The sequence below is a fragment of the Mesobacillus subterraneus genome (assembly GCF_023715485.1).
Classification (GTDB): domain Bacteria; phylum Bacillota; class Bacilli; order Bacillales; family Cytobacillaceae; genus Mesobacillus; species Mesobacillus subterraneus_B.
In genome coordinates this window covers 29,770-52,308 of the sequence record NZ_JAMBOF010000020.1, presented here as the reverse complement: position 1 = coordinate 52,308, position 22,539 = coordinate 29,770, and the positions used below count along the sequence as shown (strand labels likewise).

Here is a 22,539-nt window from a genome sequence, read left to right as displayed (position 1 = left end):
AGTTCATTACTGGAGGTTACCATGAGAAATACACAAAAGCTTACGTTAACCGCAATGATGGTTGCAATAGGTACATTAACAAGCCACATGTTGTTTATCCCATTGGGAATTGTAAAGGTTTTTCCGGTGCAGCATTTCATCAATGTCCTGTCCGCGGTATTGCTGGGTCCATACTATGCCTTAGCCCAGGCATTCGGCATTTCATTGCTTAGGAATTTGATGGGAACAGGCACTGTATTCGCTTTTCCTGGAAGCATGATCGGCGCGTTATTGGCAGCTTATTTGTATAAGAAAACAAAGAAAGTGGGATTTGCCTTCGCAGGTGAAGTAGTGGGGACGGGGATATTAGGCGCGATTGCCTGCTACCCGATCGCCATACTCTTTCTTGGAAAAGAAGCAGCCTTGTTTGGGCTGGTTCCGGCATTTTTAGTCAGTTCACTAATCGGGGCGGCAATAGGGTTTATCCTTTTGAAAATTTTTATGAAAAATGCGGCAGGCAGATTGGAGATTAGCAGCAAGGTGTAAAGGGGCCACTTGGAAATGATTTCATCCTATTGTCTTTGGCTGGTCAGGAGTCGTTCCCTCCTATATGATATGAATAGAATCATATATTCAGCTGAAAAGGGTGACATTTTTGAGCAAAGAGAACAAGCTTGGATTGGTAGTGGACGTGGAGACAACTGGATTGGGTCCTGATTCAGATGAAATTATTGAATTGGCAGTTAAACTGTTTTCTTTTCACGAAGAAACAGGGGAAATCATCGACATCATTGATGAAGATTCCTATTTGAGAGAGCCGCTTTCTAAATCAGCACAAAGCAATTATGACAGGGCTTATCGAATTCATGGAATCCATTATGACATGGTCAGAGGCAAGACATTTTTTGATGAAAAAATCATGGAATATTTCAATCGCACGGATGCAATCTTTGCCCATAACGCATCATTTGACCGAAGCTTTTTATTCAGGATGTATCCGGAAGTCAATGAGATGAAATGGTATTGCACGATGAAGAACGTACAATGGAAAAACCACGGCTTTCCAAACAGCAAGCTGCTGACATTGCTGCAGGCGCATAACATCTCAAAATACCAGACACACCGGGCCATGGATGACATTACATACTTGACAGAACTGCTGAAGCAGCAAAATCCCAATGGCGATTATTACTTAAAAGAAGTACTGGAATACGGTCCGATGCGAAAATACCAGCCTGCTGCTAAACAAAGAAGACGCATGTATTTCTAGATCATAAAAAGGTGCCTGGGAACAGGCACCTTTTTATGATTTAGAAAGTATAAATTTCACTTCGAGAATTGTCCAGCTCCAGCGCCTAGCCCCTCGAGACGCTTCGGTCCTGCCTATGAAGTCAAAGAACGACTTCACTGTCAGGCCCTCCAGCGCTTGTCGGGGCTGACCAAGGCGCTTGCGCTTTTCTTAATGTCTATAACACATACAGATAAACGCTTAAGAAATGAGCAAGGCTTCCGAGCATGATGAAGATGTGGAAAATTTCATGGAAGCCCAGGTATTTTGACCGGAGGAATTCGGGCTTTAATGCGTATATGACTCCACCAATTGTGTACATAACTCCACCAGCGACGAGCCAGAAAATCCCTCCTGGACTTAAGACAGAGGATAGAGGGGAGACCACGAAAATCACCATCCAGCCCATCACTATATAAATGGATGTCGACAGCCATCTTGGGCTTCGGAACCAGATCATCTTAAAAAGAATCCCACAGATTGCAGCGAACGTAATGATCCCAAATAAAGTCCACCCTGCAACGCCATTCAAGCTGATCAGGCAAAAAGGTGTATAAGATCCAGCGATCAAAACAAAAATCATCGAATGGTCGATCCGTCTCAGGAAGGCAATCACCCGGTCCTTACTGATGACCATGTGGTAGGTTGCCGATGCAGCGTAGAGAAGGATCATGCTAAGGCCAAATATTGTGACGGAAGTAATCGCAAGTGCTGAACCCGTAGTAAGTGAAGCTTTAATTACCAAGGCAAGCAGGCCGGCAAAAGATAGCAATGCTCCAGCTAAATGTGTCAGGCCGTTAATAGGTTCACGGATATAACTATTCATTATTATACCTCCATGTGTTGTTATGTAGTTTTTATAACTACTTATTATAATATAACTGTTATATCATGTAGTCAATGTTTACGTTTTTATTTTTTTGCTCTATAATAAAATGGCTATGTTAGAGCTTAATGTTGATGGGGTAAGCCTGGAGCAGAAATCAACAGGCAACCAATAAAATAAAGTTAATGAGGGGTTCACGTTGAATAATTTAGCAGACCTGCTTGCCGAGCTAGGCCTTGAAAACAATATTGCACTTAAGGAGATTCCAGGCATCGACCTATATATGGACCAGGTCATCCAATTGTTCGAGAAGAATTTTGGCAGCTCGACTAGGAATGAAGATGAAAAAGTCCTAACGAAAACGATGATTAACAATTATGCGAAAGGGAAGCTTTTCTTTCCTATTAAAAATAAAAAATATTCGAAAGAGCATCTAATCCTGATCAGTTTGATCTATCAGCTGAAAGGTGGCTTGTCCATTCAGGATATTAAGCAAACACTCGATGGAATCAACAAAAGAGCAGAATCCGCGGAGTTTCCGCTGGATCAGTTTTATCAAAGTCATCTGAATCTCCATCAGAAAAATCTTGAGATTTTTAATGAAGATGTACTGAAAACAGAACAAGAAGTGAGAGAAGAAGTGAAGAAGTTGGACGCAGACGATCCTGAGGAGCTAGAAACGGTGCTGTTGATCGCTTCTTTGGTCAATATAAGCAATTTTTACAGAAGGACAGCAGAAAAGCTCGTTGACCAGCTTGCAGACAAAAATAACGAAAAAGGATGAATGGCGTGTATTTGACATTAAAGGAAGCAGCAGAATACTTATCAATGCCCGAACCGCAAATTGAAAATCTTATTTTTCAAAAGAAAATCAGGGCGATTCATGATGGCGATCAATATTTAATTTATAAAGACCAATTTAACACACATATGAAGCAGGTAGAGAAATATAAAATGCTGGTTGAGGAAATATTGAATGAACCAGTGCCTGAGGATATTGATATCAAAGATGAGGATTAAACTTGATCCTCGCATAGAAAAACGCGAGAGGACAACGAGTGTCCTTTCGCGTTTTTTTAGTTTGCTGACTGTTTGAGACCTTTAACTTTATCTTCATGTTTAATCGGTAATTGTACGATCACTTCAGTCCCTTTTTCAGGCTCGCTGTTGAACTTGATCGTACCATTGTGGGATTGGACAATTTTGAAACTGACTGTCATCCCGAGTCCGGTGCCTTTTTCCTTGGAGGAGTAGAATGGCTCGCCGATTCTTTCCATCAGTTCCTTCGAAATCCCTATTCCCTCGTCCTTAACCCGAACTATTACGTGATTATCGGAGCTTTGCAGCGATATTAACACCACATTCTCAGCTGATGAAGCCTCGATTGCGTTCTTCACTATGTTGATAAATAGCTGTTTGAGCTGGTTTGGTTCGCATTCCAGCATTACATGATGGTCTTGGACCTCAAATTCTATATGAATATTGTGAAGGCTGGCCTCCGTTTTTAAAAGTGAAATCACATCGTGTAAAATAACCTGCAAATCAGCTTCAGTGTATTTTATTTGCTGTGGCTTGGCCAAAAGCAATAATTCGCTGACAATATGGTTGATCCTGTTTAGTTCGTCGATCATGATTTGATAATAAAGCTGATGCTTCTCATCTTCCATTTGCAGCAACTGGACTAACCCCTTCAAGGAAGTGAGCGGGTTGCGGATCTCATGAGCTACACTCGCTGACAGCTCGCCGACTACCGACAGTTTATCAGTCCTCCGCAAGCGTTCCTCGGTTTGGCGCAATTCCGTTATATCCCTTGAGCTGCAGATGATTCCTGCGATTCGGTCATTCACAATAATAGGGAGCGTGGTGCTTTGCAAAATGATTACATTTCCGTTTTTATGCGGAATCTCAAGCTCAAACGTTTGAGGACAATGATGCTCAACAACCTTTTCTATTTTTTCTAAAAGAAGATCACGATGGTCTGCAGGCAGTAATTCGGTAATGCTTCTGCCGATATAATCCTCCGGTTCAAAACCAGTGATTCTTTTAAACTGTGGATTTAGATTCTTGATTATACCGTTTAAGTCAAGCATCGAAACGATGTCTGGACTATATTCGAATAATGACCGATATTGCTGACGGCTTTCTTCAAGCAAGGTTTCCACATTTTTTCGCTCGGTAATATCCCGGCCGATGATGACTAGTCCCTGCCGGCTGCCATCTTCATTATATAGAGGAACTTTTATCGTATCAAAAGTCTTGATGCTTCCATCTGGCTGGGGAAGGACTTCTTCGACACGGATGATTCCGCCCGCCTCCCACGCCTCCTCGTCAGATGTTTCGCAGTATCTTAATGCATCACTGAAAAAACCGCTGTATTCAGCTAACTCAGAGTCCTTTTTGCCCTTATAATCAACATTTTCGATGTCGAACAGCTTCAGCCCGAAATCATTTGCTTCTATCCATCTTCCTTCACCATCTTTGAAATTGACGAAGTCCACCATAGAATTGATCAGGGTGGAGAGACGCTTTTCCTCTTCCCTTGAAGCGTTCAGTTCTTCCGTTTTACCGATGAAAAAATAGAAAAACCAGCCTGCAAGGACAACATAAAGCACTTCTTTCGAATGTTCAACCAGTTCGATGAAAGGAGAAGGAGCATATAAGTTTAGCAGATAGTTTGTCCCAAAAATCCAAACTATGCTGAGAATAAAAAATATCAATAAGTACTTCATTTTCTTCATGTTCTGGCTCCTAAGTAAGCAATCGATGCTTAAGCAAATTTAAATCGAAGGATTACTTGTATATATTAGCATAATTCAGTCCACTAAAGATGCAGATTATTTTTAATCTTATCATCCTTAAAATTTGGAAACTTTATACTTTCAATAATGAGCTTTTCGTCTACCTTGGTGTTTTTGAATCAGAAGTAAACACCGAATGCTGGATTTTTTTGTTTTATATTGAATTGTTTACTCAGTTTCTTTCTATTAATATTTTTAGCAAAAACAGAATCTATCTAAAAACAGGACTGGAGATTGCCCAGTCCTGTACGGCTATTTTAAAAGTCCCCATCCGTAGCAGAGAAGGGAATGTTCAAACGGTTTTCAACTGTCCGAAGACGCTGGTTCAATCTGTTCAGGCGTCGAGTATGCCTTTCATCATTCTGGTTGAGCCTCGCGATTTCCTGGTTGATGCGTCCGATTTCCCTATTCAAGCGCGTAATTTCCCTGTTTTGGCGGGCGATTTCTTTATTCTGTCTGTCTAACTCTGTTTTCTGCACTTGAAGCTGGCGTTCAAGCTGGTTGACTCTGCGTTCTAGAGCAGGCTGTCTTTGAAAGTCAATGGGATCCTGCTGCTGTGCGGAATAATTAAAATCGTAATGAGTATAAGGGTCAAATTGTTGTGGGCTGTAATAATAATGATACGGATTCATACTGGCACACTCCTTATTATAAAAATTCGCCTTTAGGCTGGCGAATAAATTCTTTATAAAATATGTAGGTAAACGCGGAGAGTGAGGGCTATCGCCTAAAAGAGGAAAATACTGGAGTTGAAGAGAATGATTAGAGCAGGTGGTGAAGGATTATGGGAATGTCCAATTATTATAAGGATTTAAGAGAAAAACTTGGCGGAGATTTGATTTTCATCCCAAGCGTCGCTGGTGTCAGAAATGAAACTGGAGAAATTTTGTTCCAGAATAAGGGGAATGGCGAGAAATGGAGTCTGCCAGCAGGCGCAATCGAGCTAGGCGAAGCGCCTGCGGAGGCTGTTGTCCGTGAGGTATGGGAGGAAACAGGCTTGCATGTCGTTCCTGACGAATTATTAGGCGTATTCGGCGGCAAGAATTTCCGTTATGAGTATCCAAACGGCCATAAGGTGGAGTATGTTGTTTTTGTATTTGACTGCATCGTTAAAGGTGGAGAACATAATCCGATTGACAGTGAAACGGCTGAACTGCGTTATTTCAGTGTCGATGATATGCCACAACTTGCGCTCCCTTATCCTAAAAGTATTTTTGCAGAAAGGGAAAACCAGAAGACGGTGTTTCAATGGGATGGGAAATGAGTGAGGAAATTTCAAATGAGGAAGGGTTAAATGGAAATCGTCAAGTTTATAGAAACTGGTGAAATCTCGGACATTGCTGAAAAGGCGTATTGCCATAACAGAACGAGAATTCTGGAACTATTGCCAAAGGCGGATATACAGCATGTTGGCAGCACAGCTATTCCCGGAAGTATTACGAAAGGCGATTTGGACATCCAAGTCCGTGTAAGTTCTGAGGATTTCGAATATGCCGTGAAAGTCCTATCCACCCTGTATGAATTAAACAGAGGAAGCACGAGAACTGATTTTTTTACAGCATTTAAGGATGATTCCGCCGTACCTCAGCTTGGAGTCCAGCTGACGGTAGCTAACAGTGAGTTGGATATATTCTGGAAAATCCGGGAAGTACTTTTGGCGAATGAACAATACAGGGGAGAATATGACGAATTAAAAAAGAAGTACAACGGCCGAGAAATGGATAATTATCGAACAGCAAAGGATGAATTTTTCCGCAGGGTGATGAACTCAGCGGAGTTTGCCAGTTTATAGGGGAAGTTGGATTGTGGATTGTGAAGTTAGAAAAGGCACCATTCATTACGAAATTTTAGGGAAAGGCTTTCCGCTCCTGATCCTTCATGCAATGAGGACAGACCACCGCTCCATGAAAGCGTGGATTGCACCATTTTTAAAATAACTATTAGATAAATTCTCGAATTTCATATTTACTGTGTTGGATCTGGCAGGACATATGCTTCAAATCAAGAATCGCGACGCAGTGCAAGCATTGCAAAAGGATAGGGTAACTAATAATGATTAAAAAAGAGCGCATCATCTGCGCTCTTGATTTTTATCCTTTTCTAAGCTCTTCCAACACGACTTGTGCTTCATATCCTGCAGCAAAATCGATGATTGTTGCCTCTTCGCCTCTTAGAGCTTTTACAAGATTATCAATCAATGAATCTGCAAGGGAGCTGTCCAGCTCTAAAGGCAGGATTTCCTCGCCAAGTTTGCCGCCTTCAAGCTGGCCCCAGTTCAGTAAGGATAATGTTCCTTTAGTTCCGTAAGCAGTGAAAGTAATCTCTTCCTTGCCGGCAATCTGGCTCATTCCGTCAATCAGCACCGGAGTACCGTCAGAAAGCTCCAAAATTGCTAAAATAGCATTCTCGCTCGCTTTAGGATTTTCAGGGAACTGAATTTGTACATCCTTTACTCTCACTTCACCAAAAATCTTCTGCAGCTGCTGGATGAAATGGACGCCAACCTCCAAAACATAGCCGCCCTGTTCCTTGCTTGCAACCCATGCATTTTGCTGCCAGGGACGTGGCCATTCAGGGAAGTGCATCTTCAATTGAACCCTTCTCAGCTCGCCAACATAGTTATCATTGATCAATTTCTCAAATGACTTGCTCCCGGCACTATAATTCAGCGGGAAATTCATCGCATTCACGACGCCCGCATCCTGTGCTTGTTTCAACAGGCTTGCAGCTTCTTCAACAGAATTTGCCAGCGGTTTCTCACATAAAATATGTATTCCTTTCGCGAGGACATCTGAAGCAACTGCATGATGAAATTTTGGCGGCACAGCTACATATACAAGATCCAAATCTGTCTGTTCGAGCATGTTGTTATGATCATTAAATGCTTGGACTCCTCCTAGCTCCGTTGCAACTTCCTTTGCTCTTTCCTCAAAAGTATCGCAAACTGCCGCAATCACAGTATCCGGATGACCCTCAAATCCTTTTATCAAACGCTGGCCAATCGCTCCAAGGCCAATAACTCCAACTTTTAACATGGGGAGACCTCCAAAGTTATAGTTCTTTAATTCTATTATACAAATTATTGTAAAAATTAAATAGTTTAGTAAGTCTAAATTTTAATTTGTCGAAATATAGGGCTTAAATAACGCTTATTTAGGTAGCGTATGGAAGATAACTAAGTAATTTGTATAATAATTTGATAATTAATAATATTGTAAATAGTTAGTTTAATTGGTAAGATAACATTGCACTAAATTTTATATGACTTTATTAATGGAGAGGGGTAGGAATTTGAAGAAAAATCTAGGTCTTAAGGTCCTGTCAAGCATTACGATGACTGCAATGCTTGCAAGCACGTTAACCTTTGCGTCTGCTGGACCAGCATCAGTACAAGCGGTTGGAAAAAAAGCAAGTTTTCAAGCCAAGGGCGCAGCACCAATCGATTTAGGCATCGCGAATGATGAAAGATTGATAGAAATGCTGAAGAAAAATGGCACCATTGCTAAAAATGCAACTCCTGCAGAAGCGGATAAAGCATTACAGAAATATTTGCAGAAAAGGGCTGCTGGGGCTTCGAAAGAGCAAGGGGAGCTACATAACCATGAGAAAGAATTAAGCAGTTCATTGAAAGAAAAGTTGAACACTACAGGCCTTGTCAATGGTAATGGAAATAAGGTTGGACATACAAAGGGGACAAGTGTTGATCCAGTACAGGAAGAAGGCTGGAATGGGGGACAGCGGGAAGATAATGTCCTCGTGCTGTTGATTGAATACCCTGATTTCAAGGCTACAGATATTAAACCGGGCGAAACGGATATGTATTATGATGAATACTTAAAAGAACATTATACAGATATGATTTTCGGGGACAACGGCTATAAGGGGCCAGATGGAAAGGATCTAATCTCTGTAAAGCAATACTATGAGCAGCAATCAGGCGGAAGCTATACGATTGATGGCCAGGTGGCAGGGTGGTACATGGCTTCAAACCCAGCTGCATATTATGGCGGCAATAATTCCTCTGATAACGACTCAAATCCTCGAGCCTTAGTACAGGAAGCATTATTGGCAGCTGCTCAAGATCCTACTGTTAATCTATTGGACTATGACCAGGAAGACCGATATGATTTGGATGGTGATGGTAATTACCGTGAGCCAGATGGTTTGATTGACCACCTGATGGTCGTCCATTCTTCAGTAGGTGAAGAAGCTGGAGGGGGACAATTAGAGGGTGACGCAATCTGGTCTCACCGCTGGAATCTTGATGGAGTTTATCCAATCGCAGAATCCCCAACTCCAGAAGTTGATTATTGGGGAGTAGGAACTATGTACGCATACGACTACACCATCGAACCAGCTAACGGGGCAGCAGGTGTATTCGCTCACGAATACGGCCATGACCTGGGACTTCCAGATGAATATGATACTGCCTATAGCAGTGCTGCAGGAGAGCCAGTTGCTTACTGGTCCATCATGTCAGCAGGAAGCTGGGCAGGAAAAGTTCCAGGAACAGAACCTACAGGGTTCAGCCCATTCGCAAGGGAATTCCTGAATGCTTCTATGCCAGGCAGCAACTGGTTGACTGGGGCAACCGTCGATTCTGATGAGGTAACAAAAAAAGGCACGGAAGTATTGCTTGACCAAGCTAACTCTAAAGGCACAAATAACGATGCTGTTAGAGTTAATCTGCCTGATAAAGTAAGGGTCATCAACACGCCTGCATCAGGTGAGTGGGAATATTTTGGTGGTAATGGTGATGAAGCCGATCACCAGATGGTTACTGAAGTGGATTTGACTAATGCATCAAATGCGACATTAGACTTTGATGCATGGTATAAAATTGAAGAAGATTGGGATTTTGCGATGGTTCAGGTTTCCACTGATGGCGGTGCAACATGGCAATCTCTATCAACTGCAAATACTAAATCTACTCTTGTTGAAGATGGATATCCTGAAATTAAAGAGAACCTTCCAGGATATACTGGATCAAGTAATGGCTGGATTCGCGAAACAGTTGATTTAAGTGAATATGCTGGACAAGAAATTCAGCTGCAATTCCGTTATATGACGGACTGGGGTTCAAACTTGGAGGGCTTCTTTGTTGACAATGTGAAGGTTACGGCTGATGGTACTGAGCTAGTTAATGATGGTGCCGAAGGTGAATCTGTATTTGCTTTGCACGGCTTTAATAAGCATGAAGGGCAAACTTCCACTGAACATTACTATTTGTTGGAGTGGAGATCACACAACGGTGTCGATGAAGGACTGAAGAACATCCGCCGCGGTGCCAGCCTCATGACTTATGATTCTGGTCTGGTTGTCTGGTATGTAGACAATGCATATGATAACAACTGGACAGGAGTTCACCCTGGAGACGGTTTCCTTGGAGTAGTTGATGCTGATCAAACAGTTAACAGATGGAGTGATGGTGGACTTGCATCATCTCGCTACCAAGTACATGACGCAGCGTTCAATCAAGGAAAGACTGAAAACATGTATCTTGACTATAAGAATTTATTGGGAATTACTTTGAAAGACAACGCAACGCAAAGCACACCAATCTTTGATGACAGTTCTAAATATACTTCTCCTGTTCTGCCGCAGTCTGGCCGCAATGTTACATCATACGGCCTGAAGTTCCGTGTACTTGGACAAAGCGATGATGGAACTGTGGGTAAAGTATTAATCTATAAGTAAGATGGTTACACTGACACTGCTGATTTTCTGGCAGTGTTTTTCTATGAAATAAGCCTTTCCCGCGAAGGAAAGACTCTTATTGCTAATCAATATCAGGCTGGAACCCGATCAACTTCGCTTTCTTATCAGCCTTAGGATCGGAATCCGGGAAGGTAATAACAGAAGCAATGTAATCCCAGCGCAGGAAAAGATGGGTCGTGCACGTTTCTTCTACTTGATTCTCTGCAGGAATTGCGGTCCCATCCTCTTGCTGGACCGGTGTTCGCTTGTAGCAAGGATTCTCGACCCAAATCCCCATATTCTCAGCATGCACCAATTTTACGAGATACCATTCATCTGGCTGGAAGATTCCCGTAACATCCCCGATCATATCCTCAGGAAAGTTTCTCAGTTTCACTTGAACTTTTTGATTAATATAAGCATCTAAAAACATTAGCAGTCTCCTTTCATAGATCACTCGTCCTTTACCTACTTCCTTTTTCAGCAAAAAATAAACATGAAAAAAAGGCCAATTAAGGCCTTTATAAAAATAACACCATCAATTCTTCATCAAAATAAGTATCCCCGATTTTGAGAGCTCTTTTATCCACACCGAAAACCTCGAAGCCAAGAGAAGAGTAGAGCTTTTTGGCAGGCTCATTGCTGGCGGTTACAGTCAGGTATACTTGTTCGATTGTTTCAAGTTCCGTCGCCTTTTTGATTGCCGTTTTCATCAGGAACTTTCCGATTCCTTGGCCGCGATGTGCCGGAGTTACATACATGGCGTATATATTGGCCCGATGCTTCATTTTCCGCTTACCTTCAGGAACAAGCGTGACCACGCCAATCAATGATTCACCTTCAATTGCACCGAAGGTATAGGCAAATTCACTTTCAAGCCTATAGCGATATTCAGGCTCATCGTATAGAATTTCCTCTTCATAGCTTGAACCAAATGCTTCAGGGTTCAAACGCAAGCCTTCGTGCCGGATGATTCGATACTTTTCAGCATCCTGTCCCTTCAATCTCCTAATTTCCATTTTAGTCACCTCTGAAAAAAATTCACTGAATACATTAGTTCAATATTCTTGTCCAGATTCCTTTTTTACCTTAGTTAATTTTCCATATTCTATTACGAATAGTAAATCTGCCATAAGATATCATTCCAAACGAGTTCTAATTAATTTAGTCCAGAGTCTACAGATTATCCCCAATCATCTATTTCCACAAAAAAAAACTCCCCGAAAAAATCCGGGGAGATCATTTATCCACATCTTAAAGCTTAAACGAGCTTTTCAGAGATACAATGCGGTTAAATACCTTTTTGTCTTCTGTTGTGTGCTTTGGATCGACATTGAAGTAGCCGTGCCGGAAGAATTGGAATTTGTCCTGAGCCTTGGCGTCCTTCATGTTTGGCTCGATGAAGCCATTCAGGATTTCTAATGATTTTTCATTTACATAGTCCAGGAATGATTTGTTGTCTGCATCATCAGCTTCTTCTTCTTCACTGTCCAGAATAAGCGGTTCGTAAAGGCGGAATTCTGCAGGCATTGCATGTGCTGCATCAACCCAGTGCAGGGTTCCTTTTACCTTGCGGCCCGTAAAGCCTGATCCGCTCTTCGTTTCAGGATCGTATGTGCAGCGAAGCTCAACTACTTCGCCATTGTCATCTTTAATCACTTCTTCACACTTGATGAAGTAAGCGTGCTTAAGGCGGACTTCATTGCCAGGGAAGAGGCGGAAGTATTTCGCTGGCGGGTTTTCCATGAAATCGTCCTGCTCAACGTAAATCTCACGGGAGAATGGAATCTTGCGCATGCCCATTTCCGGGTTCTCAGGATTGATCTCAGCATCAAGCCATTCGACTTCGCCTTCAGGATAGTTCGTGATGACGATTTTCAATGGACGAAGCACGCCCATTGTACGTGGAGCCTTTAACTTTAGGTCTTCACGTACGAAGTGCTCAAGCATTTGTTCATCAACAACAGAATATCCTTTGGAGACGCCAGCTGCTTTTACAAATTCCTGGATGGCTTCAGGTGTAAATCCGCGTCTTCTCAAGCCGGAAATTGTCGGCAGGCGAGGGTCATCCCAGCCATCGACATATTTTTCTTTAACGAGCTGCTTCAGTTTGCGCTTGCTCATGACCGTGTTTGTCAGGTTCAAACGGCCGAATTCGATTTGCTGAGGTGTTGCTTGCATTTCACATTCTCTGACAACCCAGTCGTAAAGCGGACGCTGATCCTCGAACTCTGTTGTACACAAGCTGTGGGTAACACCCTCGATTGCATCTTCAAGCGGATGGGCGAAGGCATACATTGGATAGATGCACCATTTATCGCCGGTGTTATGGTGTGTTGCATGGGCGATACGGTAGATGACCGGGTCACGAAGGTTGATATTCGGTGACGCCATATCGATCTTGGCGCGCAGTACCTTTTCACCATTGGCGAATTTTCCATTCCGCATATGCTCGAACAACTCAAGGTTTTCCTCAATAGATCTGTTGCGGTATGGGCTTTCTTTTCCGGGTTCAGACAAAGTCCCGCGATATTCACGTATCTCATCAGCCGATAAATCATCTACATATGCTAAGCCTTTTTTGATCAACAGGACTGCACGATTGTACATTTCCTCGAAATAATCGGAAGCAAAGAAAAGACCGTCCCACTCATAGCCCAGCCAGGCGACGTCTTCTTTGATTGAATCGACGTATTCCTGGTCTTCCTTCAATGGGTTCGTGTCATCGAAGCGAAGGTTCGTCTTGCCGCCGAATTCATCTGCAAGGCCGAAGTTGATAATGATTGATTTTGCGTGCCCGATATGTAAATAACCGTTCGGTTCAGGAGGGAATCGGGTCACGACTTTATCGCGCTTGCCGCTCTCCAAATCTTCTTTAATGATCGTTTTTATAAAATTAGAGTTCTCTTCCAATTCGTATCAGCCTTTCCTTTGATCAGTCTCATTATGTCTATTTTAATGATTACTATAATATATTTCCACTGAACTATATAGTAATAAGAAAAAGGCGGAAAAACAAGAGGGTTTAACCGTACTCCAATATAAAAAGGCGCCTTTCGAAAAGGCACCTGGATTTTATTTAGATAAAACGTTTTGAATGACTTCGTTCGTCAGGTTTGGGACAATTTCCAAAGAGTAATCCAATTCCATCCGTTCGTAACGTTTATGTGCGTCAAGCCCATATGGACCAATATTGATTACGGGTACGTTTAGTTCGCGGATGTCCTGATAGTCCACATGAAATTTCGACCCCCAGCTGGGATTGTTCCGGGAAGCGGCATCCAATGCCTCATCATCATCGCTTAAGGCAACGAAGCTCATATCTGAAATGTAAGGGAAGAAGCTGCGGACGACGATAGGCTCGTCATATTCAGGCTGCACCGTTACAACCGCTTCCTCTAAGGCCTCAATTAAATTCCGTTCGTCATCGGTTTCACCGGTAACTTCAATTCTAGGTGAATAAAGGGAAGAATAGAACACGATAATCGCAGGGCTCTGGTCCGGCATCCACTTCCAAGCCTCTTCTACGACTCTTGCTGCATACATCCTTAAATCCAGGCTGGCATCAAGCAGCAGATTATCCTTGAATTCAACCATATGCGCCGTATAATCGTAGCCATGCGCTTTGATCAGTTCCGCTTCCATTTCCTCATAAGTCATTATCCGAGGCTGCCATGCGAGCTCCTTGCAAGGCTCGCCGCTGATTTTACAAAAACGCTCATACCGTTCATGGTACAGATTCAAGGCATTTTCAAAAGCAATATGAGCATGTTCCTTCAATTTTTCCAAAACGTCCTTAGGTGTCCAGGAGTGGATGAAGAAATTGTAATAAACATAGGCTGCCAAGGCTGTTTGCACGGTATAGTTTGGCTTGAGGTCCATCTGCTTCAGCGAGACTGGCGGCATCGTGATTTCTCCGAAGGCTTCATTGCAAAGGTCAGGATTGTAATCGATCTGCCTTGTCAGTTCCGCTGCAATCAAGTTTGGGTCTAAACCTTCAAAGGTCGAACCGACATGTGTTTCAGCGCCTGTTATGAAAAAGGAGGGCAGCAGTTTACCTACTGTACCTTTATAGATATAGCGATTCTTGTCACCTTGGTGTCGGGGTGCGACAAAATCACTGTTGACCGCGGCGACATACTCGAAGCCATACTCTTGCTTCCAGGCGTTTAAATCTTTGACTGCAGAAAGGATGCCATATGAGCTATCTTCCTCATCACATTCCGATAAAAAGACTAGATTACCCTCAAGCTCTTCTGGATGTTCAGAATAATACTTCAGCAAATAAAGGTGGGAGGCAACGCCGCTCTTCATATCCAGCACGCCGCGGCCAAACATCCATTCACCGGATTCAGCATGTTTTTTGACGAGAGGAGGGAGGTTCTCCTTTTTTAGCTCAACAAGTAATGTATCAGGATCAAAGGCTAGGTCTGCAAGCTGTGTAAAATCATCGATCCCGACTGTATCAAGATGGCCCATCAAAATGACCGTTTTGTTGCTGTTCCCCTTCGTGCCTTTTACAAACGCCAGTACATTATAGCGCTCAAGCACATCATTTTGGGTTTGAGGTTTGATAACGTGGGTCGGATTTTCTATAAAATAAGGAAAGGAAGAAATCATCGTATATAGGGCCTGAGCGATTTCTTTCTCTCCGTTCGTATTGACAATGCTCCCGATTTTCACAAGCTGTTTTGTATAAAATAAAACCTCATCGCGGCAATCAAGCATCTAAAAGATCCCCTTTCGAAATATTCAGGTTTTTACTATCAACCTAACGTAAATTGAATGGAATTACAATGCCTTTTGGGTTGAAAATAAGAAGAAGAGACAGCTGCTGTCTCTTCACATTTCACTTTATATTTTAAATTTCCTAACCGATTCTTGCAGTTCTTCTGCCATATAGGAGAGTGAAGCAGCAGATGCAGCAATTTCCTGCATTGATGCTAATTGTTCTTCCGTTGCAGCAGAGACTTCTTGGCTTTCTGCATTCACTCCAGCCGTTATTTCCTCAATCCTGCTAACGAATTCTACTATTTGTTTTGCGCCATGTCCCATTTCTTCCATAGAAGCTGATACTTCATGGATCTGGTGACTTACATTGTCAACAAATGTCTGGATCTTTCGGAAAGAGGTACCTGCATGGTCAACTATTTGGATACCTTTTTCTACCTCATCTGATCCTTTTTCCATGGAGACTACTGCCTGGTTTGTATCTGCTTGTATAGATGCAATCAGATGGCGGATACTTTCAGTAGATTTCGCAGACTGCTCAGCCAATTTTCGTACTTCGTCTGCTACAACTGCAAAGCCTTTACCATGTTCACCAGCCCGTGCTGCTTCAATTGCTGCATTTAATGCCAGCAAATTCGTTTGGTTTGCGATTTCTGTAATAACATTCACTATTTGGCTGATTTCATTTGAACGTGTTCCTAATGTGTGAATGACTTGGCCCAGGTCGGCTACTGTTTCATTAATATTTTTCATTTGCTCAATGGATTTCTTGATGGATTGTTCACCCTCAGTAACTACTTCGTGTGCTACTGCAGCGGTTTCGGCAACTTGTTGGGCATTTTCCATAATTTTATCGATGCTTTCAGACATTTCGGTTACGACCTCGGTACTCTGATGAACCATATTTCTCTGGTTCTCAGTACCAGAAGCCACTTCCTGTATTGCATTTGCAACCTGCTCAGTAGCATGATTGTTTTGTTCGGAGCTGGCATTAAGCTGTTCGGATGATGAAGCAAGCTGGTCGGATTTTTCACCTACCTGATGGATTAAATCTTTCAATGCAAATATCATATTATTGAAGCTTGTACCTAATTTGCCGACTTCATCATTTCTCTTGATTAGGTATAATTTTGTCAAATCCCCGTTAGCCACAAGGTCGGTGACGACACGTAGTTCTCTAATTGGCCGTGAGATGGATTGAATAATAAAATATGACAATATTGCCCCGACTATAACAAAGATAGAAATCACAGCTAGGGTTGCTGTTAATATTGGCTGTGCTGCCTCATCTATTTCAGTTAAATCCATTGAACCGATAATCTTCCATCCTGTTAATTCATTAGTGTAAAAATCCATCTCTTTATCAATACCATTAAACTGATATGAAATATGTCCTTTTTCGCCGCCGAAGACCTTACTTACCCAGTCACCTTCAGCCTTATCGCCAGGTTTTTCAGAAGGATGGACAATGTAGCTTCCATCAGTTCCTAAAATCGCTGGATATCCTCTATCACCAATTTTAATTCCGTCTGTTATTTCTTTTAGCTCATTTAAGCTGATATCAATGCCAAAAACACCAGAGCCATCATTTACAACTTGAGCAACTGTAACTAACAGGTCGCCAGTTGCAGCATCAACATATGGGTTAGTAATAATGGGTTTTCCGTTACTGGAAATTGCATCCTGGTACCAAGGCCGCTGACGTGGATCAAAACCTTCTGGCAATTCTTGCTTCGGAAATAACAGCATTTCCCCGGTTTCTGTTCCCACGTATACAGAAACTGATTCTTCGTGAAGGTATTTGTATTGTTGGAATTTATTTAGGGTATTTTGAAGCTCTTTTTCAGAATATGATTTTCTGTTTAAAACTTCAGTGAAATACGCAGTATCAAACAGTTTAGGCTCGATTTTACTGTTCAAAAACTTGTTTAACAATTTTACATTTTCTTCAGAGCTTAATAGAATCTTCTTCTTAATTTCATCTTTTGAGTTTGTGAAGGACATGAATCCTACCATTAGCGTGGGTACGAGTAAGATAATTAAAAATGAAATAATTAACCTGTTTTTAATTGAGAGTGATTTTTTCTCCGTTATTGTTTTCTCTTCTTTAAGATCTGATTTCTGCCTGGTATTCATAAATGTTCTACTTTCCTTTCGTGTAGAATTTCCTGATGGGGAGATTTGTTGTTTTGCTGATTTTTATATCGGTTGGAGTGTTAAGTAATTCACTGGAAAAACAATACAAACAAAAAATCCCCCTCAATTCATTGAGGAGGATTCCAACTTTACTTTTTCTTTGCATTATTCGAAAGGACAGTAATTGTGCCGGCAGCAGCAGCTTCAACTGCTTTATACGCATTCACATAGCCTGCGCCTGCTTCGTGAAGCTGATACCCAGCCATTTGGTCAGCGGTCTGCACCATAAGGTCAAGTGCCATATCTGGTGTGAGGGAAGGGTTGGCTTCTTTCATTAATGCAATGACTCCTGAGATATGAGGCGTCGCCATGCTCGTTCCGCTTGAAGTTGTATAGAAAGGAAGGTGGAGCGGATCGATATAGGTCGCATCCGTTACCGTTCCGAGTACGTTCATCACAAGTCCTGTGGATGAACGTGTTGCAACGATATCAACCCCTGGCGCTGTAATGTCCGGGTGAAGATACTCATCACCGGCAACACCTCGTGATGAGAAGTCAGCTAGCTGCTTATCCTTCGTTCCTGCAGCAACACTGATTACCCATGGTGCTGCTGAATAAGGATTAAGGGTATTATCCTCCGGTCCTTCATTTCCAGCTGCGAAAACTACTGTCATTCCTGAATCATGTGCTTTTTTGGATGCAACATTAATTGGATGGTCAGGGGAATATTCGCCTGTTGAACCCCAACTGTTACTAATGACATCAATTCCGTATTTCTCTTGATTCTTGATTGCGTAATCAAAAGCTTCAAGCGACCAGAGGATATTGATTCCCTCGCCAACTCCCAGTCCGACTAATTTTGCTTCTGGGGCAACACCTTTGTAAAGTCCATCACTTGCCGTGCCGCTGCCAGCAATTGTTCCGGCAACATGGGTGCCATGGCCTGATGAGGTATCAGTATTCAGCTGGTTTTCAAGGTACAGCGGTTCATTGCCAAAAAGGTCGCCAACAACGAATTTCACGTTTTGGATGACCTTTTCGCCGTATTTTAAATCTTGGTGAGTAGCATCAATACCGCTGTCAATTACCGCTACAGTAACTCCTTTTCCTGTATAGCCAAGGTCGTTCCAAACGCTTTCCGCACCAATAAGCGCCCTGCTGTCACGAAGGAAATACTGTAAATCTTCATTTGAATAGATTGAAAGAATGTTCGTTGTAGTAAGCAATAGTTGATTGAGCAGGCTTACTTTTCCCTTGGCTGCTACCATAGGGAGTTCGCTGAACGCTTTTGTTTCAAATCCTAATGTCTCCAGGAGCTTAATATCTGAAAGCAAAGGCATATCATTATAAGTGATGATTACTTCGACCTCTTCAGAGCTTAACGGGTTGCTGAGCAGGCTTTGCAACTTCGGATCCAAGTCAACCGAAAGAAAGGCCGCCTTAGTAGTGGTGAAAGATGGAGATAGAATTAGACCGAATAACATAAAGGCTAATGCAATAACACTAAACTTTTTCATAACTTCCCCCTTAAATGTTAGAAAATTCTCACACCTATATTTATCCAAAGCAAGTTAGCGAGAAACACAATATTGAGAAAATATAGTTGGGAAAATTTTAAATGGTTTTATTATTGAAAGATCAGGTTTTCACAAACCCTTCAAAACAAATTGAACCTTCTGTGTCATTGGCGTTCAGGCAAAGGATTTATCAAAAAAAGAAGGAAAATGAAAGTGTAATTAAAAAGGAGGGAATACCATGCCAAAAGAAGTGTTCAAAGCCACAGCGGTTTTACAGGAAGGGTTAAAGGTTGACGTACAGGCGAGAAATTTTCACCTCACGATTGACGAGCCGCCAACTTTGGGCGGTACCGATGCGGGAATGAATCCTGTTGAACTGGTCCTAGGAGCTTTAGGAGCTTGCCAGTCAATCGTTGCCAAATCATATGCAAAAAAGTTTGAAGTAGAATTGGATGATTTTCGCGTGGAACTGGAGGGCGACCTTGATACCGACGGATTCATGAACAAATCGGATGTCCGCAGAGGGTATTCTGATATTCGCTACACATTTTACATCAAAACTTCTTCTCCAAAAGAAAATGTTGAAGCATTGATCGACTTTCTTGAGAAAACATGCCCGGTTGGGGATACAATCGCCAATCCAGTGAATGTTGCCAGGGAAAAAATAGTGATTGAATGATTGGAATCAGGCATTCCTGATTCCTTTTTTATATCGGAAATTTATAAAATTAAAGCCAGATTTCTTTGAAGAGCTTACTAAATCCAATAAGCAGCACAATCCGGAATATCAGTAAAAATCACATTTTTTTCCTTTTATTTATCCTGTATCCTGTGCTATTATTTAGTAATCCGAAATATGATTAATTGAATCTTCTGGTTCAGAAGATTTTTTTCTTTTAAAATGGATAGCAGTGAGCAGTAAAGGGGAGAAACAAATTTGTCAAAAATAAAAGAACCTTTATGGACTTCGTCCTTTATAAAATTGATGATAGGGAATCTTTTCATCTTCATGTCATTCCAAATGCTGATTCCAACCTTGCCACCATATATAAAATCAATCGGTGCCAGTGGAACAGAGATTGGCCTTGTTACAGCTCTGTTTTCAATCGGGGCGGTACTAAGCAGGCCGTTCATTGGGTTTATGCTAGAGTACAAAGCGCGAAAACCGCTTGTCTTGATTGGAGCATTGTTGCTTCTATTGATAACATTCTTATATCCGCTATCTCAGGTGGTTGTGATTTTCTTGGCTTTCCGGCTGTTGCACGGTCTTGCCTGGGGATGGTCGACAACGGTCAATGGAACTGCCGCAGTAGATGTAGTCCCCAATTCCCGGCTTGGTGAAGGAATGGGCTACTATGGTCTTTCAATTACAATCGGTATGATTATCGCGCCAAGTCTAGGAATATTTTTATTCCAGGTCACGTCATTCCAAAACTTGGTCTATATTTCAGGTGCGCTCGGTGTCGTCGCGTTAATCTTGCTCGGGACTGTTCATTATCAAACTCCTGAACTCGTATTGAACACGAAGAAAGAAGATTTAAAGTTCTCTTACATTGGTTCATTGGTTGATAAAGCCGGCAGTTTCCCGGCACTTGTTACTTTAATGATTTGTTTGGGATACGGAGCCATTGTCACTTTCATTGTTATTTTTGGTGAAGAGCGTGGAATCGACCAAATATTTTTATTCTACCTGACCAATGCAATTATGGCTTCGATTTCCCGCCCGATTGCCGGAAAATGGTTTGACCAGAAAGGGCCAAGAGGTCTAGTACTTACAACGATCTCTATTACTTTTATAGGGATGTGGGTGCTGTCTTTTGCCCATTCTAATCTAATGATTGCAGTTGCAGGAGTGCTATTTGGCGTTGGGTTTGGTTCTTTGATTCCTACACTCCAGTCCTGGACATTGTCTATGACAGCGCCGAATCGCCGTGGAGTCGCAAACGGCATGTTCTTTTCCTCGATTGACCTTGGAATTGGCATAAGCGGATTTGTTTTCGGCGTGCTCGCTCAGTATTTCCCGATTGCTTCTCTGTTCCAGATTTCCAGCTTTTTTATGGTCGTAGCCCTGATCCTGACAATTTTAGAGGGGCGCCGGACAAAAGAAGTCCGCCAGCCTAAGGAAGCCATTTGATAATAATAAGCTGAACAGCCAGTCCCTTCCAAGTGACTGGCTGTTTTTCTATTGTTGCTATTAGACTCTCTTTTGATTTAAACTGGTAAAGAAATTTATACTGTACGGATTGGTAAGTGAGGACAATTATGGAGAATCAGGATCAAACATTTGAAGTGATGCGGGCGTGCCTGCTCGCGGGTAAAATAATGCTTCAGAGCGGCGCTGAGACGTATCGGGTAGAGGACACGATGTCAAGGATGGCCTCGGCGTTCGGAATCGATAAGACCCACAGTTATGTGACGCCAACAGGAATCATTTTTTCAGTAGAAGGGGTAGGGCCCGAAAGGACAAAGCTGGTGCGGATTTCCGACCGAACAACGGATCTGAGAAAAGTGGCAATGGTCAACAGCGTTTCGAGGAAAATAAGCAGTGGCGAGGTTGGACTGGAAGAAGCTTGCAGGCTTCTTGGCGAACTTGAACAAGCCAATCTGACCTTCTCGTTTTATTTGCAGCTGGCTGCAGCAGCGATTGCGAGCGGCTGCTTTACAATCATGTTCCAGGGCAGCTGGCTTGATTTCATTCCGTCGATGGCAGCTGGCGGAATTGGCTACTTCCTGGTCGTTTATTTTCACAGGATTGTCCCGGTAAAATTCTTTGCGGAGTTCCTGTCATCCTTCTTTATTGGGATGGTATCATTCTTTTTTGTGAAATTTGGACTCGGGCAAGAGCTTGATAAAATCATAATCGGGTCTGTTATGCCACTTGTACCGGGATTGCTGATTACCAACGCAGTCAGGGATTTGATGGCCGGGCACTTAGTATCAGGATTGTCAAAAGGAGCAGAGGCGTTATTGACGGCGTTTGCGATTGGCTCCGGGATTGCGGCAATTTTATCTTTTTTATAGGCAGGAGAACAAGCCATGATATATATAGAACAGCTAGTAACTAGTTTTATCGCATCTGCTGCGTTCGGTATCATTTTTAACGCGCCTAAAGAATCCTTGATCAAATGCGGAGTTTCCGGGATGATCGGCTGGATTGTCTATTTCGCTCTTGATATCAATGGATTCGGAACGATTTTTGCCACACTGATGGCGTCATTCCTGATTGCCGTGGTCAGTCAGGTGTTTGCGAAGGCATATCGTACGCCCATCATTATTTTCAGCGTAGCCGGGATTATTCCATTAGTGCCTGGAGGACTAGCATATGATGCGATGAGGAATTTCGTTGAGAATGACTATAGTATCGCCATTGCTTTGGCTGCAAAGGCTTCGATGATTTCAGGTGCGATCGCAGTCGGGCTTGTTTTTTCTGAAGTAATCAACCAGGTGATCAGGCGTTCCAGTCTTGGTCCGGTAAAATAGTGGAAAGGCTCGTATGAAAATGCGAGTCTTTTTTCATGTCTAATCAAAAGGTGTTTTCTTGAAAATACAGAATTAATTAGATAGCCT

At 42.4% G+C, this 22,539-nt stretch carries 22 protein-coding genes; 12 read left to right on the top strand and 10 right to left on the bottom strand.

What is annotated here, in order from left to right; all coding sequences use genetic code 11:
- Positions 1-21: 21 nt before the first annotated feature.
- Together thiW and M3204_RS20735 are read left to right on the top strand one after the other, a co-directional pair.
- Positions 22-525, top strand: a complete 504-nt coding sequence (gene thiW / locus M3204_RS20740) for an energy coupling factor transporter S component ThiW (protein WP_251487211.1) — start codon at positions 22-24, stop codon at positions 523-525.
- A 109-nt stretch (positions 526-634) separates the two neighbouring features.
- Positions 635-1,249: an exonuclease domain-containing protein gene (locus M3204_RS20735; RefSeq protein ID WP_251487209.1), complete on the top strand. Its 615-nt coding sequence runs from the start codon at positions 635-637 to the stop codon at positions 1,247-1,249.
- 196 nt (positions 1,250-1,445) lie between these two features.
- Here the strand turns inward: M3204_RS20735 and trhA are convergent, their stop codons facing one another.
- Positions 1,446-2,093, bottom strand: coding sequence for a PAQR family membrane homeostasis protein TrhA (trhA, locus tag M3204_RS20730; protein WP_251487205.1), 648 nt, complete (start codon positions 2,091-2,093; stop codon positions 1,446-1,448).
- 199 nt (positions 2,094-2,292) lie between these two features.
- Here trhA and M3204_RS20725 point away from each other — a divergent pair, with 199 nt between their 5' ends.
- Entirely contained in the window at positions 2,293-2,877 is a 585-nt protein-coding gene (locus M3204_RS20725; protein WP_251487201.1) for a DUF1836 domain-containing protein, read from the top strand.
- Positions 2,874-3,113, top strand: coding sequence for an excisionase family DNA-binding protein (locus tag M3204_RS20720; protein ID WP_251487198.1), 240 nt, complete (start codon positions 2,874-2,876; stop codon positions 3,111-3,113). The genes M3204_RS20725 and M3204_RS20720 overlap by 4 nt, the downstream gene beginning before the upstream one ends.
- Before the next feature lie 56 nt (positions 3,114-3,169).
- On the opposite strand, the gene M3204_RS20715 is transcribed toward M3204_RS20720, so the two are convergent.
- Both M3204_RS20715 and M3204_RS20710 read right to left on the bottom strand, forming a co-directional pair.
- The gene (locus tag M3204_RS20715) at positions 3,170-4,831 is read right to left on the bottom strand and encodes a PAS domain-containing sensor histidine kinase (protein ID WP_251487195.1); all 1,662 of its coding nucleotides are present in this window, start codon (positions 4,829-4,831) and stop codon (positions 3,170-3,172) included.
- A 317-nt stretch (positions 4,832-5,148) separates the two neighbouring features.
- Entirely contained in the window at positions 5,149-5,523 is a 375-nt protein-coding gene (locus tag M3204_RS20710; protein ID WP_251487192.1) for a hypothetical protein, read from the bottom strand.
- Positions 5,524-5,675: 152 nt separating this feature from the next.
- On the opposite strand from M3204_RS20710, the gene M3204_RS20705 reads away from it, so the two are divergent.
- Genes M3204_RS20705 through M3204_RS20695 form a run of 3 tightly spaced genes read left to right on the top strand, consistent with a single transcriptional unit; the run spans position 5,676 to position 6,828 of the window.
- Complete coding sequence (locus tag M3204_RS20705; RefSeq protein ID WP_251487189.1) at positions 5,676-6,155, top strand: NUDIX hydrolase; 480 nt, start codon at positions 5,676-5,678, stop codon at positions 6,153-6,155.
- 30 nt (positions 6,156-6,185) lie between these two features.
- Positions 6,186-6,683, top strand: coding sequence for a GrpB family protein (locus tag M3204_RS20700; protein WP_251487186.1), 498 nt, complete (start codon positions 6,186-6,188; stop codon positions 6,681-6,683).
- A 13-nt stretch (positions 6,684-6,696) separates the two neighbouring features.
- Positions 6,697-6,828 carry a hypothetical protein gene (locus tag M3204_RS20695; protein ID WP_285857011.1) on the top strand — a complete coding sequence of 44 codons (132 nt, stop codon included), beginning with the start codon at positions 6,697-6,699 and terminating at the stop codon, positions 6,826-6,828.
- Between the two features lie 153 nt (positions 6,829-6,981).
- Here the strand turns inward: M3204_RS20695 and M3204_RS20690 are convergent, their stop codons facing one another.
- Positions 6,982-7,926 carry a Gfo/Idh/MocA family protein gene (locus tag M3204_RS20690; RefSeq protein ID WP_251487182.1) on the bottom strand — a complete coding sequence of 315 codons (945 nt, stop codon included), beginning with the start codon at positions 7,924-7,926 and terminating at the stop codon, positions 6,982-6,984.
- Between the two features lie 298 nt (positions 7,927-8,224).
- On the opposite strand from M3204_RS20690, the gene M3204_RS20685 reads away from it, so the two are divergent.
- A complete protein-coding gene (locus M3204_RS20685; RefSeq protein WP_251487258.1) occupies positions 8,225-10,588 on the top strand; it encodes an immune inhibitor A domain-containing protein in 2,364 nt (787 codons plus the stop codon).
- Positions 10,589-10,670: 82 nt separating this feature from the next.
- On the opposite strand, the gene M3204_RS20680 is transcribed toward M3204_RS20685, so the two are convergent.
- The 6 genes from M3204_RS20680 to M3204_RS20655 form a co-directional block, all read right to left on the bottom strand.
- A complete protein-coding gene (locus M3204_RS20680; RefSeq protein ID WP_251487179.1) occupies positions 10,671-11,021 on the bottom strand; it encodes a hypothetical protein in 351 nt (116 codons plus the stop codon).
- Positions 11,022-11,109: 88 nt separating this feature from the next.
- A complete protein-coding gene (locus M3204_RS20675) occupies positions 11,110-11,607 on the bottom strand; it encodes a GNAT family N-acetyltransferase (RefSeq protein ID WP_251487176.1) in 498 nt (165 codons plus the stop codon).
- A 235-nt stretch (positions 11,608-11,842) separates the two neighbouring features.
- A complete protein-coding gene (locus M3204_RS20670; RefSeq protein WP_251487173.1) occupies positions 11,843-13,501 on the bottom strand; it encodes a glutamine--tRNA ligase/YqeY domain fusion protein in 1,659 nt (552 codons plus the stop codon).
- Positions 13,502-13,663: 162 nt separating this feature from the next.
- Positions 13,664-15,316, bottom strand: coding sequence for a M20/M25/M40 family metallo-hydrolase (locus M3204_RS20665; protein ID WP_251487170.1), 1,653 nt, complete (start codon positions 15,314-15,316; stop codon positions 13,664-13,666).
- Between the two features lie 126 nt (positions 15,317-15,442).
- Positions 15,443-17,455, bottom strand: coding sequence for a methyl-accepting chemotaxis protein (locus M3204_RS20660; RefSeq protein ID WP_251487167.1), 2,013 nt, complete (start codon positions 17,453-17,455; stop codon positions 15,443-15,445).
- A gap of 149 nt (positions 17,456-17,604) precedes the next feature.
- Entirely contained in the window at positions 17,605-18,972 is a 1,368-nt protein-coding gene (locus M3204_RS20655; RefSeq protein ID WP_251487164.1) for a S8 family serine peptidase, read from the bottom strand.
- Positions 18,973-19,210: 238 nt separating this feature from the next.
- On the opposite strand from M3204_RS20655, the gene M3204_RS20650 reads away from it, so the two are divergent.
- From M3204_RS20650 to M3204_RS20635, 4 genes are all read left to right on the top strand, one after another.
- A complete protein-coding gene (locus M3204_RS20650) occupies positions 19,211-19,651 on the top strand; it encodes an OsmC family protein (RefSeq protein WP_251487159.1) in 441 nt (146 codons plus the stop codon).
- Positions 19,652-19,918: 267 nt separating this feature from the next.
- Entirely contained in the window at positions 19,919-21,106 is a 1,188-nt protein-coding gene (locus tag M3204_RS20645) for an MFS transporter (RefSeq protein ID WP_251487255.1), read from the top strand.
- 128 nt (positions 21,107-21,234) lie between these two features.
- Positions 21,235-21,993 (top strand): threonine/serine exporter family protein, encoded by a 759-nt coding sequence (locus M3204_RS20640; protein WP_251487156.1) that lies wholly within the window; start codon positions 21,235-21,237, stop codon positions 21,991-21,993.
- Positions 21,994-22,008: 15 nt separating this feature from the next.
- Positions 22,009-22,452 (top strand): threonine/serine exporter family protein, encoded by a 444-nt coding sequence (locus M3204_RS20635; RefSeq protein WP_251487153.1) that lies wholly within the window; start codon positions 22,009-22,011, stop codon positions 22,450-22,452.
- Positions 22,453-22,539: the final 87 nt, after the last annotated feature.

What these genes read in the sequence shown, in the direction of transcription:
- thiW (WP_251487211.1), top strand. Translation starts at nt 22, where the DNA reads ATGAGAAATACACAAAAGCTTACGTTAACCGCAATGATGGTTGCAATA.
- M3204_RS20685 (WP_251487258.1), top strand. Translation starts at nt 8,225, where the DNA reads ATGACTGCAATGCTTGCAAGCACGTTAACCTTTGCGTCTGCTGGACCA.
- M3204_RS20675 (WP_251487176.1), bottom strand. Translation starts at nt 11,607, where the DNA reads ATGGAAATTAGGAGATTGAAGGGACAGGATGCTGAAAAGTATCGAATC.
- trhA (WP_251487205.1), bottom strand. Translation starts at nt 2,093, where the DNA reads ATGAATAGTTATATCCGTGAACCTATTAACGGCCTGACACATTTAGCT.
- M3204_RS20715 (WP_251487195.1), bottom strand. Translation starts at nt 4,831, where the DNA reads ATGAAGAAAATGAAGTACTTATTGATATTTTTTATTCTCAGCATAGTT.
- M3204_RS20650 (WP_251487159.1), top strand. Translation starts at nt 19,211, where the DNA reads ATGCCAAAAGAAGTGTTCAAAGCCACAGCGGTTTTACAGGAAGGGTTA.
- M3204_RS20700 (WP_251487186.1), top strand. Translation starts at nt 6,186, where the DNA reads ATGGAAATCGTCAAGTTTATAGAAACTGGTGAAATCTCGGACATTGCT.
- M3204_RS20720 (WP_251487198.1), top strand. Translation starts at nt 2,874, where the DNA reads ATGAATGGCGTGTATTTGACATTAAAGGAAGCAGCAGAATACTTATCA.
- M3204_RS20690 (WP_251487182.1), bottom strand. Translation starts at nt 7,926, where the DNA reads ATGTTAAAAGTTGGAGTTATTGGCCTTGGAGCGATTGGCCAGCGTTTG.
- M3204_RS20705 (WP_251487189.1), top strand. Translation starts at nt 5,676, where the DNA reads ATGGGAATGTCCAATTATTATAAGGATTTAAGAGAAAAACTTGGCGGA.
- M3204_RS20635 (WP_251487153.1), top strand. Translation starts at nt 22,009, where the DNA reads ATGATATATATAGAACAGCTAGTAACTAGTTTTATCGCATCTGCTGCG.
- M3204_RS20660 (WP_251487167.1), bottom strand. Translation starts at nt 17,455, where the DNA reads ATGAATACCAGGCAGAAATCAGATCTTAAAGAAGAGAAAACAATAACG.
- M3204_RS20710 (WP_251487192.1), bottom strand. Translation starts at nt 5,523, where the DNA reads ATGAATCCGTATCATTATTATTACAGCCCACAACAATTTGACCCTTAT.
- M3204_RS20680 (WP_251487179.1), bottom strand. Translation starts at nt 11,021, where the DNA reads ATGTTTTTAGATGCTTATATTAATCAAAAAGTTCAAGTGAAACTGAGA.
- M3204_RS20640 (WP_251487156.1), top strand. Translation starts at nt 21,235, where the DNA reads ATGGAGAATCAGGATCAAACATTTGAAGTGATGCGGGCGTGCCTGCTC.
- M3204_RS20655 (WP_251487164.1), bottom strand. Translation starts at nt 18,972, where the DNA reads ATGAAAAAGTTTAGTGTTATTGCATTAGCCTTTATGTTATTCGGTCTA.
- M3204_RS20665 (WP_251487170.1), bottom strand. Translation starts at nt 15,316, where the DNA reads ATGCTTGATTGCCGCGATGAGGTTTTATTTTATACAAAACAGCTTGTG.